The 14,140-nt window shown below is 63.9% G+C and carries 13 protein-coding genes; 3 read left to right on the forward strand and 10 right to left on the reverse strand.

All coding sequences use genetic code 11. The annotated features are described in order from the left end of the window. Positions 1–63: 63 nt before the first annotated feature. The 5 genes from EAV90_RS02650 to EAV90_RS02670 all read right to left on the reverse strand — a co-directional run bounded on the left by EAV90_RS02650 (position 64) and on the right by EAV90_RS02670 (position 4,700). On the reverse strand, positions 64–690 hold the full coding sequence (locus tag EAV90_RS02650) for a peptidoglycan recognition protein family protein (protein WP_122401090.1): 627 nt from the start codon (positions 688–690) through the stop codon (positions 64–66). 35 nt (positions 691–725) lie between these two features. Next, positions 726–1,937 (reverse strand): GGDEF domain-containing protein, encoded by a 1,212-nt coding sequence (locus tag EAV90_RS02655; RefSeq protein WP_122401089.1) that lies wholly within the window; start codon positions 1,935–1,937, stop codon positions 726–728. A gap of 635 nt (positions 1,938–2,572) precedes the next feature. After that, entirely contained in the window at positions 2,573–3,184 is a 612-nt protein-coding gene (locus tag EAV90_RS02660; RefSeq protein WP_122401088.1) for a LysE family translocator, read from the reverse strand. 56 nt (positions 3,185–3,240) lie between these two features. After that, a complete protein-coding gene (locus EAV90_RS02665; protein ID WP_122406398.1) occupies positions 3,241–3,615 on the reverse strand; it encodes a response regulator in 375 nt (124 codons plus the stop codon). A 278-nt stretch (positions 3,616–3,893) separates the two neighbouring features. Next, positions 3,894–4,700 carry a lytic murein transglycosylase gene (locus EAV90_RS02670; protein ID WP_122401087.1) on the reverse strand — a complete coding sequence of 269 codons (807 nt, stop codon included), beginning with the start codon at positions 4,698–4,700 and terminating at the stop codon, positions 3,894–3,896. 158 nt (positions 4,701–4,858) lie between these two features. Between EAV90_RS02670 and EAV90_RS02675 the strand changes: the two genes are divergently transcribed. Next, a complete protein-coding gene (locus EAV90_RS02675) occupies positions 4,859–5,269 on the forward strand; it encodes a hypothetical protein (RefSeq protein ID WP_244607867.1) in 411 nt (136 codons plus the stop codon). 256 nt (positions 5,270–5,525) lie between these two features. On the opposite strand, the gene EAV90_RS02680 is transcribed toward EAV90_RS02675, so the two are convergent. Then, positions 5,526–6,410: a DUF4231 domain-containing protein gene (locus EAV90_RS02680; RefSeq protein WP_129142532.1), complete on the reverse strand. Its 885-nt coding sequence runs from the start codon at positions 6,408–6,410 to the stop codon at positions 5,526–5,528. A gap of 85 nt (positions 6,411–6,495) precedes the next feature. Further along, on the reverse strand, positions 6,496–7,812 hold the full coding sequence (locus EAV90_RS02685; protein WP_129142533.1) for a tetratricopeptide repeat protein: 1,317 nt from the start codon (positions 7,810–7,812) through the stop codon (positions 6,496–6,498). Between the two features lie 178 nt (positions 7,813–7,990). Between EAV90_RS02685 and EAV90_RS02690 the strand changes: the two genes are divergently transcribed. Next, on the forward strand, positions 7,991–8,227 hold the full coding sequence (locus EAV90_RS02690; RefSeq protein ID WP_122401084.1) for a hypothetical protein: 237 nt from the start codon (positions 7,991–7,993) through the stop codon (positions 8,225–8,227). A gap of 152 nt (positions 8,228–8,379) precedes the next feature. Here the strand turns inward: EAV90_RS02690 and rpoD are convergent, their stop codons facing one another. Then, entirely contained in the window at positions 8,380–10,515 is a 2,136-nt protein-coding gene (gene rpoD, locus EAV90_RS02695; RefSeq protein WP_122401083.1) for an RNA polymerase sigma factor RpoD, read from the reverse strand. 374 nt (positions 10,516–10,889) lie between these two features. Continuing rightward, positions 10,890–12,893 (reverse strand): DNA primase, encoded by a 2,004-nt coding sequence (gene dnaG / locus EAV90_RS02700; protein ID WP_122401082.1) that lies wholly within the window; start codon positions 12,891–12,893, stop codon positions 10,890–10,892. A 279-nt stretch (positions 12,894–13,172) separates the two neighbouring features. Here dnaG and EAV90_RS02705 point away from each other — a divergent pair, with 279 nt between their 5' ends. After that, positions 13,173–13,736: a chlorite dismutase family protein gene (locus EAV90_RS02705; RefSeq protein WP_122406397.1), complete on the forward strand. Its 564-nt coding sequence runs from the start codon at positions 13,173–13,175 to the stop codon at positions 13,734–13,736. On the opposite strand, the gene EAV90_RS02710 is transcribed toward EAV90_RS02705, so the two are convergent. Beyond that, positions 13,733–14,131 carry a gamma-glutamylcyclotransferase family protein gene (locus EAV90_RS02710; RefSeq protein WP_122401081.1) on the reverse strand — a complete coding sequence of 133 codons (399 nt, stop codon included), beginning with the start codon at positions 14,129–14,131 and terminating at the stop codon, positions 13,733–13,735. The two genes, EAV90_RS02705 and EAV90_RS02710, sit on opposite strands and share 4 nt — an antisense overlap. Positions 14,132–14,140: the final 9 nt, after the last annotated feature.

Here is a 14,140-nt window from a genome sequence, read left to right on the forward strand (position 1 = left end):
CTGCAGGAGACGTATGCGCCCAGATGTTGCTTACCTTGAGCGCACCGCCGACGCCGTACTAACTCACTCTCCCCATTCCCTTGCCAGCGTCGCGAGCGTGCAGCCTTCGCAATAGCGCGCGTCCTTGTAGTCGATCCAGTTGTGCGCATAGACGCGACCAGCCGGGATGTCGTAGCGCGCGCGCAGCACCTTGACGAGGATCTTCCAGGCCGCGACCTGTGCTTCGGTCGGGGCCGCCGTCACGTCGGGATAGTTGCCGGCGAACTCGACGCCGATCGAATTGTCGCGCACGACCTGACGATAGGTCGGCCTGTTGTCGATGTATTTGTTGTCGTTGCGGTTGGCGCCGTCGCCATGGGTCGGCACCAGGTTTTCGGCGACCGCCCAATAGACCGTGCCGTCGGTCTCGACCCAGATCGTGACGCCGCGCCGCGTCGGGTTCTTCGCCTGCGCTTGCGCGCCGCCGCGCGCCGAGCCCGCTGGTCCCTCGGTCTGGTGCACGATGATGTTGCGCCAGGCTCTTGCGTTGCGGACGTCGCCCCATGGCGCCAGCCAGACGATCTTCAAGCCGGGGATGTCGGGCGTGCCGGAGGCGCGCGCGAGTTTTGCGAGCTCGGCGTCGGCTGCAACGGCTGGTGCGGTCAAGAAGAGTGCGGCGAGGAGGAACGCGAGCAGGCGGGACATCATCATGCGGGTCCAATGACGGACCCCAATCGTAGCAGGCTTTACGCGAATGTGCGCTTGCCCTCGGCCAGCCTGATCGGCTCCGGCGCGAGCGGCGGAGCGGGATCATAGACCGCAAAATCGTTCTTGCCGTCCTTCTTGGCGGCATAGAGGGCGTGGTCGGCGTTGGCCATCAGTCGGTCCGGGAATTCTCCGATGCCGCGATCCCACTGCGCGACCCCGATCGAGATCGCGATCGGAATGTCGCTGCCGGTGCAACCGGCGGCATCCCGACGGCAGACCTCGAGCACGCGGCGGGCGATCGCGGCAGCCTCGCGCAACGACGAGGACGGCAGCACGACGCAGAACTCGTCGCCGCCGGTGCGGGCGAGCATGTCGCCGGGCCGGAGGCGCGTCTGCGCCATCAAGGTGAAGTGCTTGAGGCAGGCATCGCCGGCGGCATGGCCATGGGTGTCGTTGATGGTCTTGAAGCCGTCGAGGTCGATCACCAGCAGCGAGAACGGCTCACCGCTGCGCGCTGATCGGGCGCATTCCTCGGACAGGCGCTGCAGCAGATGGCGCCGGTTGGCAACGCCGGTGAGATCGTCGAGCAGCGCAAGGTCGGCGACCTCGCCCCGCAGCCGGTCCATCGCCATCAGCAGGAAACCGAAATTGAGCGTCATCGACAGGAACAGCAGCCCCAGCACCATGACGGCATGGTTCTGACCGCCCGCGACCGCCGAGAAATCATGGCCGAGCAGGTTGCCCAGGACGCGCGTGCAGAACGTCGCGACCATGGCGGTGATGACGATGCCGGACAGCCGGGCTCCCGGGCTAACTCGGCCTTCCGGTGGCGACAGCAACAGACCCAGCGAGCGCAACAGCGGCAAACACTGCCCGAGCGTGTAGCAGAGCATCCGCAGCGGCATGTGATCGAAACCGAACTTGAAGAAAGCGGCGCCGCAGAGGCTCAAGACGCCGGTCGCGAGCATAAATCGCCAGGACACTGGCCGACCATAGAAGCGTTGGATGCCCATTGCGGCGAAGCAGCTCGCCGCGATGATGCCGGCGCCGCCGATCAGAAGCGGCATAGGGGACATGGCCAAGAGGCCAATCAGGGCGACCATCGCGCCGGCCGCACCGACGAAGGCCGATGCCATCCAGAACCGCGCAGCCGCGAATTTCGGATAGGAGCGCGTCACGTAGGCCCAGATCAGGCCGAGCGCGAGGAAGTTGACGATGAAGACCGTCCAGAGTGTCGGTACGTTCAGCATGGCGAGCGCAGCGCGCGCAGCGTCGCGTCCCCCATTCCTGGCAGCCGTTCGTCCATGACCCGCCCCCGTTTTCTTGCGGGGAAGAATGCGCGGGTTGCACTTAACGGAGTCTCACTGGAATCCTTCAAAGCGCGCCTTTGGTTTTGGATTCATGAACGGCGCAGTCGCGTTCTCGGATCGTTAGGCATTTCGCTGCCGTCGCGGCGCGACACGCTTGATGCGGATTCGCGCGGCAAAATCACCCGAAAATGCATCTGAGCTGTGGATAACGCGATGACGGAGATATGACAGCGCGGGGCAGCCGGCTCCGAATCTGCTGAGTTTGTGGTCGAGGATGTTGCGAGGCTGGCCCTCCGCCGAGCATGCCTCGAGTCGCGTTCCACCATTAACCCTTAAGAGGATACTATGGCTAAGAAAGCGAAGAAGGCGGCGAAGAAGAAGGCGAAAAAGGCCAAGAAGGCGAAGAAGAAGTAACGAGGCTTCTGTTCTTTGCCCGGGTGGGGTTCTCGCTCCGCCCGGGCTTCGGGTGGCATCGATCGGGTTTGAAGATGGCGGGCGGCGGGCCCGCTTTTTTATTGCCTCACTCCGCTCTCTCGCTCCCTCTTCCCACGCTTGCGGGAGAGGCGAAGAGACGCCTACCGCTCGGCAAACGCCAGCTTGGCGCCGAGCGCGGCGAAGCCGGCGGCAAAGCTGCGCCGCAGCCAGGCCATGACGCGGGGACGGGAGATGACGCGCTCGCGCACCGCAGCGGCGAGGAAGCCGTAGAGGACGAACACCGCAAAGGTCATCGCCATGAAGGCGCCGCTCAATTCCAGCATGCGCGCCAGCACATGGGCCTCCTCCGCCGCGATGAACTGCGGCAGGAAGGCGAGGAAGAAGATCGACAGCTTTGGATTGAGGATATTGATCAGAAAGCCGGTGACAATGACGCGGCCACTCGATCGCTCCTTGATCTCGCCGCTAACCGCGAGCGTCCCCGCCTCGCGCAGCGCCTGCCAGGACATGTAGAGCAGATAGGCGACCCCGCACCATTTCAGCGCGGCGAAGGCAAGCGCGCTGGTGTGGAGCACGGCCGCAAGGCCGAGCATCGCCGCCACCATGTGCGGCACGATTCCGAGCGTGCAGCCGAAGGCGGCGGCTATGCTGGCCTGCGAGCCGCGGGTCAGCGCCGCGGCCAGCGTGTAAAGCACGCCGGTGCCGGGCGAAGCGATGACGATCAGCGAGGTGAGCAGGAAGGACAAGGTCATTGGCTGACCTTATCACCACTGGCTCGCGGCGAGAAAGCGAGCTCTCTGGCGAGCCGTCAGGACAGCTGAGCGATCTCGGCCTCGCGCAGCACGTCGAGCGGCGCCCAGGGCTTGGCCCAGAACTTGGCGCCGTCGGGCAAGGGCTGCTTCAAGGGGCGGCCGGAAGTGACGACGACATCGAGCTTCGGATTGCGGTGCTTGGCCACGTGCGCGAGCTCGACGCCGTTCATGCGGCCGGCAAGCTGGATGTCGGTCAGCATCAGACAGAGCGAGCCGGCGCTCGTGTCGAGGACGCGCTCCGCCGCCTCGGCGCTCTCGCACTGGATGACTTGGTAGCCGCTCTCTTCCAGGAGGACGCAAAGCATCTCCCGCTGCATGGCGTCGTCCTCAACGATCAGCGCTGTCGCGCGAAATGGCGTCGCTTGTCCCATCGGCAGCTCCCAATGCATGCCTCCATAACACATGTTAAAAACCCGAAGCCGGCAACGGTTCGGTTTCATTTCAAAAAAAGTGATTGATGGTTCCGCCGATTGGACTCGACGGGGAAAGCATGACCGGGACGAGGCGCAGCGGCGCCACCTCACACTCCGCTGCCATTCTCCGCGAAGGCGGGGAATCGAGTACGCCGCGGTTTATCGATCGAACCACAACCATCTCGGAGTACTGGGTGCCGGGTCAACCCGGGCGATGAAACCGATTATGTGAAGCTCTATTGCCCCATCAATCGGTCGGCGAAATACCCGATCGTCTTGCGATAGACCACCGCCCTGTTCCACTCGCGCATCGCCTCGAAATTGGCGGTGCCCTCGCCATAGGGCTGGCCCATCTTGAAGCCGCTCATGTGCAAGAGGTTCGCGGTCGAGGCGAGCACGTCGGGGACGCTGTGGCGGAGGTCGACATGGCCGTCGCCGTCGAAATCGACGCCGTATTTGATGTAGGACGACGGCAGGAACTGGGTCTGGCCGATCTCGCCGGCATAGGCGCCGATGAGGTCGCGCAGCGGCAGGTCGCCGCGCTGCACGATCTTGAGCGCCGCGAGCAGCTCGCCCTGGAACAGATCGGTGCGGCGGCAATCATGCGCGAGTGTCGCCAGCGTGCGGATCACCGGCAGCTTGCCCATGTCGCCCTTGCCGAAATCGCTCTCCAGCCCCCAGATCGCGACCAGGATGTAGCGGGGCACGCCGAACTGCTGCTCGATGCGCGACAGCAGCGCAGCATGGCGCTGCAGCAGAGCCCGTCCGCCATTGATGCGGCCGGGGCCGACGCGGGTCGAGACATACTGCTCGAAGCTCTTATTGAAGGTGTGGCGCTGGCGCCGGTCGAAGGCGAGCACGGCGCCATCAGGCGTCACGCCGCCGAGCGCCGCGCTCGTCACGCTCGCGGAGACGCCGGCCGCCTGCGCCTCCGCGGCCATGCCGGCAATGAAGCTGTTGAAGTCGCCGCCGCAGCGGGCGGCCTGCGCCGGCCCGCCGGCCAGAGTCACGACCAACGCGGCGGCGAAAAGCAGTCTCAGCATGTGGAGCAATCCCCCAAAATCCCAGCGCGAAGCAGTGCGCGATCATGCCCGGGAACACTGCGAGCGTCAAAGCGCAACGGCTTGAAGCGCAAGGCTTGATCCGCATCAAACTGTCTCACGCCCTGCTTTCTAAACTGAGCGAAACAGGAGAGCCGCACATGACCGGAATTACCTTGACCGCCGAGCAGGTCCGCAATGCCCCCGCCGTGGTGCGGCAATGGATCGAGCAGGAGGTGATCGCCGCGCTCGGCCTCGCGCCGCCGACGCCCGCGGCCGCACCGGCGCAGGCTGCCCATCTCATCGCCTGCAGCGTGGAGGACATGGCTGGCGTGCTCGAGCACATCCGCGGCTTGCTTCCCGCGGTGAACGTGCTGTTCGAGCTCGGCCGCCCCGGCATCAGCTTCGGCCGTCCCGCGGTGATGACGTTCCGCCTGATGGACATCCTGCATCACACGCGCCTCTCGGACGTCGGCCAGGTCATGACATGTCTCTGGAACAGGTGCAGGCCAACGCACTTTCCTTACAGAGCGCGTCGCTCTAGCCGCATTGCATGCGCAAAAAGAAGATGAACAGGATGATTTGGTAACCAAAACAATCGTTTCGATGCGGGGCTGCATCACACGTCAAAACCAACACAGATCCGATGCGCTCGCTGCGACATCGACACCACCACGATTTGCCTTGCCATCGCGGGGCGCAATCGATAGAATTCTATTTTAGGTTGTCACCCCACCAGCCCCGGGCGACGCTGAGGACCAGGATAAACGGCGGGCTTCGGCCCGCCGTTTATTGAGCGCCATGCGAGTTGCGACCTCGGAATCGAACTCACTTGGTCTGTTTCGCGATCCAGGATGCGTTCTCCGCCGCCAGAATATTTTCGCAGTCGTTGACGAAGTCCGAGAGCGGTTGCTTCGCGCCGTCCACGCGTCGCTGCAGCTGCAATGCAGTTGCGCGATACGTGACCACGAGAAAGCTATAACGCTCCGCCTCGATATGGGCGATGACGGCGCCGCCGAGGGTCGTGAGCACGGCCGTAAGGGCGGCGAGATCGAAGTGGACGCCCAGAATAACCGGCTTGGCAACGACGCTGGCAATGGCCGTGAGCAGCGTCGCGGCTGCCGCCAGAGCCATCTCGAGGGACCTGAGTCGCCAGGCCGTCGACTGGTACTCCTTGGCCCGATTCTCATAGAATGCGATCTGCTTGTTCGCGCGCTTCGCCACATACTCGTCGATCCCAAGAAAAACGCGCGGCGATGATCCCTGGTCCTTGGCCGGGATTTGCTGTTCGAGCAAGTCTTTGGCCTCTTCATCGATCTTCTGAAGCTCGGCGCGGAGAACGTCGTCCGCCTTGGCCGGATCGTCATAGGGCGCAGTCTTCGTCGCATATCGGTAGGCCTCACGCTTCAAGCGTTCCGAGATTGCGCGGGAGCGAACCCAGGCAATGACGCGCTCGGAGCCCAGCAGGCGGTGCGTGAAGAAAGTCGCGAATGCGAGGCATATTGCTGCCGTGATCGCGACCCAGGTGCGGGGATTGGCATTCCCTTCCTGCAGCTGGCTCGCCACTGCCGCCAGAACCGCGCCCAGTGACGACAGAGCGAAGACAAACCACCGCGCGCGATCGATCGTCGACTTCATCCCGTTTGCGGCGGCCGACCATTTGGCCTGACTATCCGCAACGGACTCCAAGATGGTCATCGTCGTTTCCTCCAAGATGCTTCGATTGAACACGAGGTGTCAGGGCATTTGACGCGGTGGGCGTTGCGCCTCGCCTCTGAACCAGCGGAGGCCCGTTCGGTCACTCCGGCGGCAATTTCTTCTCCAGCTCTTCGAAGCCCGTCTTGAATCCCGGAAGCTCACTCTCTGCGGGTAGCAGCCCGCGCATAGCGTCGATGAAGCTCTTGCGTTGCCAATTGACCGTGTCCAGATCCGCAAATCCATCCTTGGCGATCTTGAGAAAGGCAGCGGCATCCCCTTGATACAGCCTGATCTCCGCCAGATCGAAGTAGCACCAGGGTCGATCGAACGGCGGCTGCTGCTTCAGCTGCGCCTCCCGGACGCGGGCGGCACGCGCCAGCGCGAGCTGGTCCGACTCGGACAGGGCAAGACGTCCGTTGACTTGCGCACGCAGCTTCAACGCGTTGAGCAGCGGATACGGATGTCCGCCCGAAGCCTTCATCGACTCCTCATAGGCCGCAAGTGCAGGCACAAGGCGCCCTGCACGTCTGAGGACGCCGCCAAGGGAGGCGAGAGCGTCGAATCCCTTCGGGTTGAGTCTGATCGCCTCGCGAATGGATGTTTCGCCGGGCGCGGGATCGGAATCGAGTGGCGGCCGTTTGGCGATTTGCGCGACCTTGTTCTCGGCGACTCCCTTCTCGCGCCAGGCTTCGCTATAGGTCGGCGACGCGGCCGCCGCAGCGGTGAATTGTTCGAGCGCTTCGTCCCATATGTCGTTGTCTCGGCATAACAGGCCGAGCTTCATCCGCGGCAACGGATTGTTGGGATCGGCCGCAACCACTTGGCGATAGATCTCCATCGCGCTGGTGACGTTGTAGGCGCGGATCTCGTTTTCGGCCTGTGTCAACAAGTCGTTGACCGGCGGAGACTGCCGCTGCTCGTCGAGGGCCTGCCGTACCGGACTGTCGATCCGGTTTCGCTTGAGCGACTCTGTCAACACCTGCGTGATCAGCGCCCGCGATTTCTGGGCCTCCGTAGCAGGCGCATATTCGTAGGGAAAAGCCTTGATCGACGCGATATCAAAGGGCGGGGCGGAGTTGCCCTGGCGGAAGATCGCCGTGCCGGCCTCACGAGCGCGGTGCCGAACCCCGAGCTCGTAGGCGACGTTGAAGTTGAGCCCGCTGAGGTCGGCCAACGCGAAGCGCGAGTACTCCAAATACTCGAACATGTCCTGCGTGATCAGTGCCGTGAAGAAGTCCTGATCGGTACGCCGCGGCTCGAGCTTGCCGCCCTCGGGCAGGTCGACCGCGGCAATGGCGGGGAGAAAGATGTCACTGTAGATCACATCGAAATCGACATCCTTGTCGCCGACCTTCTTCAAACCGAACGGCATGATGACGAAGCAGATCTTGGAATAATCGATGGCCGTATTGGGCATATCACGCGCTCCCAAAATGCAGCGGAGCAATTGAAAGCTTCATGTTCCTCCAAGGTCAACCTCAGGTCAAGTGTGGGCTTCAAGGAAAACGCGGAGGCTTCGCCCCGCTCGGCAGGAGCCCACCTATGCAAGCCGCAAAGTCATTTGACTGCGGCGTCCTGATCGACGACAAGCCGCCATGGCCAAGAAACCCGGAACCAACCCGAAAGGCGAATTCGCCTTCTTCAACGTCGTCTATGAAGACGGCTCCCAGCGCTCCAACCGCCGCGTGCCCGCCGAGCTGCTCGGCGGCCTCGACGGCGACGAACCCGCCCGCCGCTTCATCATGGAGCAGGACCGCGAGATCGCGGAAAAGAGCGGCCGACCGGCGTTGGAGATCAAGCGGATCGAGCGGGTGGGGGCGAGGAAGAAATAGGCCTTCAGCCTCTCCCGTCATTGCGAGCGCAGCGAAGCAATCCAGAAAACCCTCCGTAGAAAGACTCTGGATTGCTTCGCCGCGCTCGCAATGACGACAAATGAAAAACGGCGGGTCAAGGCCCGCCGTTTGCTTTGAATCGCTGTCTACGATCAATTATCCAAGAAGCTCCGCAGCTTCCTCGACCGCGACGGATGCTTCAGCTTCCGTAGCGCCTTCGCCTCGATCTGCCTGATACGCTCGCGCGTGACCGAGAACTGCTGGCCGACTTCTTCCAGCGTGTGGTCGGTGTTCATGCCGATGCCGAAGCGCATGCGCAGCACGCGTTCTTCGCGCGGCGTCAGGGACGCCAGCACGCGCGTGGTGGTCTCGCGCAAATTGGACTGGATCGCGGCGTCGATGGGGAGGATCGCGTTCTTGTCCTCGATGAAATCGCCGAGATGTGAATCCTCTTCGTCACCGACCGGCGTTTCCAGCGACAGCGGCTCCTTGGCGATCTTGAGGACTTTTCGCACCTTCTCCAGCGGCATACCGAGCTTTTCCGCTAGCTCTTCCGGGGTCGGCTCGCGGCCGATCTCGTTGAGCATCTGGCGGCTCGTGCGCACGATCTTGTTGATCGTCTCGATCATGTGCACGGGGATGCGGATGGTGCGGGCCTGGTCCGCAATCGAGCGGGTGATCGCCTGCCGGATCCACCACGTGGCGTAGGTCGAGAACTTGTAGCCGCGGCGATACTCGAACTTGTCGACCGCCTTCATCAGGCCGATGTTGCCTTCCTGGATCAGGTCGAGGAACTGCAGGCCGCGGTTGGTGTACTTCTTGGCAATCGAGATCACGAGGCGGAGGTTGGCTTCCACCATCTCCTTCTTGGCCTGGCGTGCCTCGCGCTCGCCCTTCTGCACGGAGTGCACGATCTTGCGGAATTCACCGATCTCGAGGCCGGTCAGGGCTGCGAGCTGATGCACCTCGTGGCGGAGGTCCTTGATGCGGTCCTTCTCGTGATGGACGAAGTTCTTCCAGCCCTTGGCCGACAGTTTCGAGACGCGATTGAGCCAGCGCGGATCGAGCTCCGAGCCGGTGTAGTTGCGCAAGAAGTCCTCGCGCGCGACGCCATGGCTGTCGGCAAGGCGCATCAGGCGGCCCTCATGCGAGACGAGGCGCTTGTTGATGTCGTAGAGCTGCTCGACGAGGCTGTCGATGCGCGCCTGGTTGAGGCGCAGCGACTTCACCTCGACGATGATCTCGTCCTTGAGCTTCTTGTACTTGCGCTCCTGGTGCGGCGACAGCGACTCGTTCTGGAGCTGGTTCTGGATGTCCTGCTCCTGAAGCTTGCGCAGCTTCTTGTAGCTGTCGGCGATCTTGTCGAAGATCTCGACCACCTTCGGCTTGAGCTCGGCCTCGATCGCCGCGAGCGACATCTGGTTCTCGAACTCGTCGTCGTCCATGTCGGCTTCGGCCGCGGCCTCGCCCGGATCCTTGTCCTCGCCTTCGCCGCCGGCGGCAGGCGCGGCGCGGAACGGGGTCGGCGCCGGCGGCGCTGCGGGCGGAGCGACATGCGCAGGCGCGGCGGCTGCCGCCGCGGCCTCGCCACCCTCGGCCGGCGCTTCGCCGTTCTCACCGGTGGGACCTGCAATCATCGCAGTGTTCATGCCGCCCTTGGCATCGGGGCCGGCATAGGTCGCTTCGAGATCGATGATGTCGCGGAGGAAAATCTTGCCTTCGTTGAGCTCGTCGCGCCAGATGATGATGGCCTGGAAGGTCAGCGGGCTTTCGCAGAGGCCCGCGATCATCGCCTCGCGGCCGGCTTCGATGCGCTTGGCGATCGCGATTTCGCCCTCGCGCGAGAGCAGCTCGACCGTGCCCATCTCGCGCAGATACATGCGCACCGGATCGTCGGTGCGCTCGCCCGGCTCGCTCTTCTTGACCTCGGTGACGGCCTTCTGGGTGACCTCGACGAGCTCGTTATCGGTGTCGTCGTCGGCCTCGTCCTTCTCTTCCTCGCCTTCGGTGTCGTCGGCTTCGGTGACGTTGATGCCCATGTCCGAGAGCATCGACATGATGTCCTCGATCTGTTCGGGCGAGGTCTGGTCGGAGGGGAGGACTTCGTTGAGCTGATCGAAGGTCACGAAGCCGCGCTTCTTGGCCTGCTTGATCATCTTCTTCACGGCCGCGTCGGACAGGTCGAGCAAGGGCGAGGGCGCGTCCTGGGAGTCCTTCTCCGGCGCATCCGCTGCCTTGTCGTCTTTTTCCTTGTCCTTCGCCTGCAGCGTCTTTGCCTTGGTGGCCATCCATTGCTCCTAAACGCGCTTCATGCGAGACGCCCGCCGCGCCTGCGTGAATTCACTTGATCCTGTTGCTCGACGCTCTCGCTTCGGCAGCTCTCGACACGGAAAGGGCGGCGCACAAACCTCTCGCCACCCCCAACTTTCTCTCGCCGGAATTGCCTAACGCTTCGTCAGCCTCTTTGACGCGGCGGATGCAGGTGTAGTGCCAACAGCGATTGCGCGGATTCATTCCTGACGCGTCTGTTATGCCTGCGGCCGCCTCTGGGCCAAAGTGCTACAAGACCGTTAAGCCTCGATTAACCCTGTTTTTGCCGCCAAACCCAGGATTTGGCGAGTCTTTTAGCGGTTCCGGCCGCGGCCGTCCGCATGATTCTTCATCACATGCTCTTCTGGAGCCGGCCCGACAGCTCACCAAAACCCTCGATCAGGGCCTCGGTACCGTCGACTTCCCCTATCCGAGCCTTGACGTCACGCAGCCATGCCAAATTGGCCTCACTGGGATCCTCCCCCAAGGCCAGCTCGGCGTCTTTCAGCTCTCTAAGTAGTGAATGCCATTGCCGATGCAAGGCAACCAGCTGGTGCCAGGTGGCAAGAACGTCATCCCTTGCCGCGCCCTCGCGGGCGGCCCATACCGCCTGGGTCGTGATGACGTTCTCAACCCTTTGAAGAACCTGGGAAAATCCACCCCGTTCGAGGTCGCTGCGCATCTTTTCGGCCTGCTCGCCAGGGTCAGGCGAGTGGTGATGGTCGTTGGCAAAGGCGGCGATGATGCCGGCCCTGAGCTTGTGGGCCTCGGGATGGGCCAGCTCCAGGGCGGCGACCTCCTCGAGATGCTCATGCAGCAGCCAGGGGTGATTGATCAGGCATTGCAGGATCAGGGCCTCGCGGCGGGAGATGGCGCTGCGCTGGCCCCGCATGATCGGGCTTGCCGCCAGCTGGGGGCTCGCCGCCTGGTAGGGGCCGGACGGTAGCAGGGTGGGACCCGGGGCCCCGCGGCGGCCGCCGCCGAATCCCTGGGCGCCGAATCGATTCGGGCCCCCTGCCCTCGGCTGGAACGGCCGGCCGCCGCCGGGCCGGAAATTGCCCCGGCCGCCAAAGCCGCGCCCACCTTCGGGGGCGAAGGTGCGCTGCAACCGCTCGACGAACTCGTCGCGATAATAGCGCCGCACCACCTCGTCGCGGATGCCGTTCGTGAGCTCCTTGATGCGCGCCTCCAGCGCGGCGCGGCGCTCCGGCGTGGCGAAATTGCCGCCCTCGAGCTCGCGCGACCAGATCATGTCGGCAAGCGGCCGCGCTGCCGCGATCACCTCCTCGATCGCGCCGCGCCCGCCCGAGCGCACGAGATCGTCGGGGTCCTGCCCTTCCGGCAGCAGCGCGAAACGAAGACTCTTGCCGGGGCTGAGGAAAGGCAAGGCAAGATCCGCGGCGCGATAGGCCGCCTTCTGCCCGGCGCGGTCACCGTCGAAACAGAGGATCGGCTCGTCCGCCATCTTCCAGAGCAGCGCGAGCTGGCTCTCGGTGAGCGCTGTGCCGAGCGGCGCCACGGCACCCGCAAAACCCGCGGTAACCATGGCGATCACATCGACATAGCCTTCGACCACGATCAGCGCGCTGCCGTCATGCGTGGCTTTGCGCGCGGTCTGATGATTGTAGAGATTGTCGCCCTTGTGGAAGAGCGGTGTCTCCGGCGAGTTCAGATATTTGGCTGGAACGTCCTTCTCCAGCGCGCGCCCGCCGAAGGCGATGACACGGCCGCGCAAGTCCGTGATCGGAAACATCACGCGATCGCGGAAGCGGTCGTAGGGCACGGGGATGTCATTGCCGGCAACAAGCAGCCCGGTCTCGATCATGTCCTCGACGGAGATGCCCTGCTGGCCGAGGTGCTCCTTCAGCGCGAAGCGATCAGGCGGGGCATAGCCGAGGCGGAATTGCAATTGCGTCGCCGGCGAGATCGCGCGGTCGGCGAGATAACCACGCGCTTTCGCCCCCACGCGCGAGGCCAGCGTCTCCGCGAAGAATCTTGCGGCGAGATCCATGACGTCATGCAGCGACTTGCGCCGCTGCTCATGCCGCGCGGCATCGGGCGTCACCGCCGGCAGCGGCAGGCCCGCCATATTGGCGAGCCGCTCCACGGCCTCCGCGAACGGCACGCCCTCGGTCTCCATCAAGAAATCGATGATGTCGCCGTGCTTGCCGGAGGAGAAGTCGTGGTAAAAACCCTTCTGGTCGTTGACGTAGAAGGACGGCGTCTTCTCCTGCTGGAACGGCGACAGCCCTCTCCACTCCCGCCCGGCCTTCTTCAGCTTGACGCGCTTGCCGACGACTTCGGAGACCGAAAGCCGGGCACGAAGCTCGTCGAGGAATTGGGGCGTGAAGCGCATGGGATGAGTTTAGCCGAGCGTTTGAGTCGGGCGAAGGATCAGGGATATAGGCGCGGCCTCGCCAATAGTCAGGTTTAGGCGGGTTATCCGGGTTATTCGACCTATGCACAGGCCTTGGTCCCGTCACCCCTGAAAGTGCTCGCCTCTTCGGCGAGCCTCGAAGGCCGACGGCCCGGCTGCATCCAGGCCGATTCATCCCTCGAGGATGACGGAATAAGTGGCCGGAATGACTTGACGGAGCCACTTGAACCGCGCCCGGTTCCGCGCTTCCATGCCTGCATGTTCAGGACCTTTCGAGGCGGTCAGAGCGGGGGCTGGCGCGTGACCTCGATTTCGCCAGTGACGGGCGAGCCCCTGCCCTTTGTGCCGGCGCTGTCGGTGACCGACAGCGAGGCCGTCTCGTTGCCGCAGGTGCCCTCGCGCAATGCCTGGCGGCTGGTCGGGGTCGCGAGCAACTTGCGCTACACCGAGCGGGCCGAGAAGCAGCAGCTCGTGGCCGTGCAGGCTGGCCTCGGCCGGCTGGAGGCAACCAGCGCGGCGCTGATCCCGATCCGCAAGTCGCAATCCTGGTGGGAGCTGACGCAGGAAGAGCGACGCAAGATCTTCGAGGACAGATCGCACCACATTGCGAGCAGCCTGCGCTTCCTGCCGGCGATCGCGCGCCAGCTCTATCATTGCCGCGACCTCGGCGGCCCCTTCGACTTTCTCACCTGGTTCGAGTTCGCTCCCGCAGACGCCTCGCTGTTCGAGGAGCTGGTGGCGATGCTCCGGCGGACCGAGGAGTGGACCTATGTCGAGCGCGAGGTCGACGTGCGCATGGTGAAGGAAGTGCTGTCGGCTTAGTGCTCCAGGAACCGCCCGGACTCGATGCACGGCAGACCGGTGACGGGCCAGTTGTAGACATAGGTCCAGGCCCTTTCCGTGGCACCATCAGGCAACGTGACCTCGATCATCTGCCGCAGATATTCCGTCGGCTCCGGAAAGCCCTCGCCACAGGCCTCGTACATGTCGAGCTCGCGCAGGAGCTCGTCCGGCACGCGCAGGTGAAAGAGCTCGCCATGGACGATGTCCGTCGGCGCGTCGGAAAGCAGCAATCCGGGATAGTGCTTCACCAGAACGAGCCGGCCGCGGCAGGTCGCTTCGCACAGAAATTCCGCATGGCCCGCGAGCAGCCGGGCCATCGGATGATCGAAGCCGCGCATCAGGGTGCCGTAGACGAAAAGTCGATCGGAGCTCATGGTGTTCCA

It is taken from the genome of Bradyrhizobium vignae (assembly GCF_004114425.1).
In the GTDB taxonomy this organism is placed as follows: domain Bacteria; phylum Pseudomonadota; class Alphaproteobacteria; order Rhizobiales; family Xanthobacteraceae; genus Bradyrhizobium; species Bradyrhizobium vignae.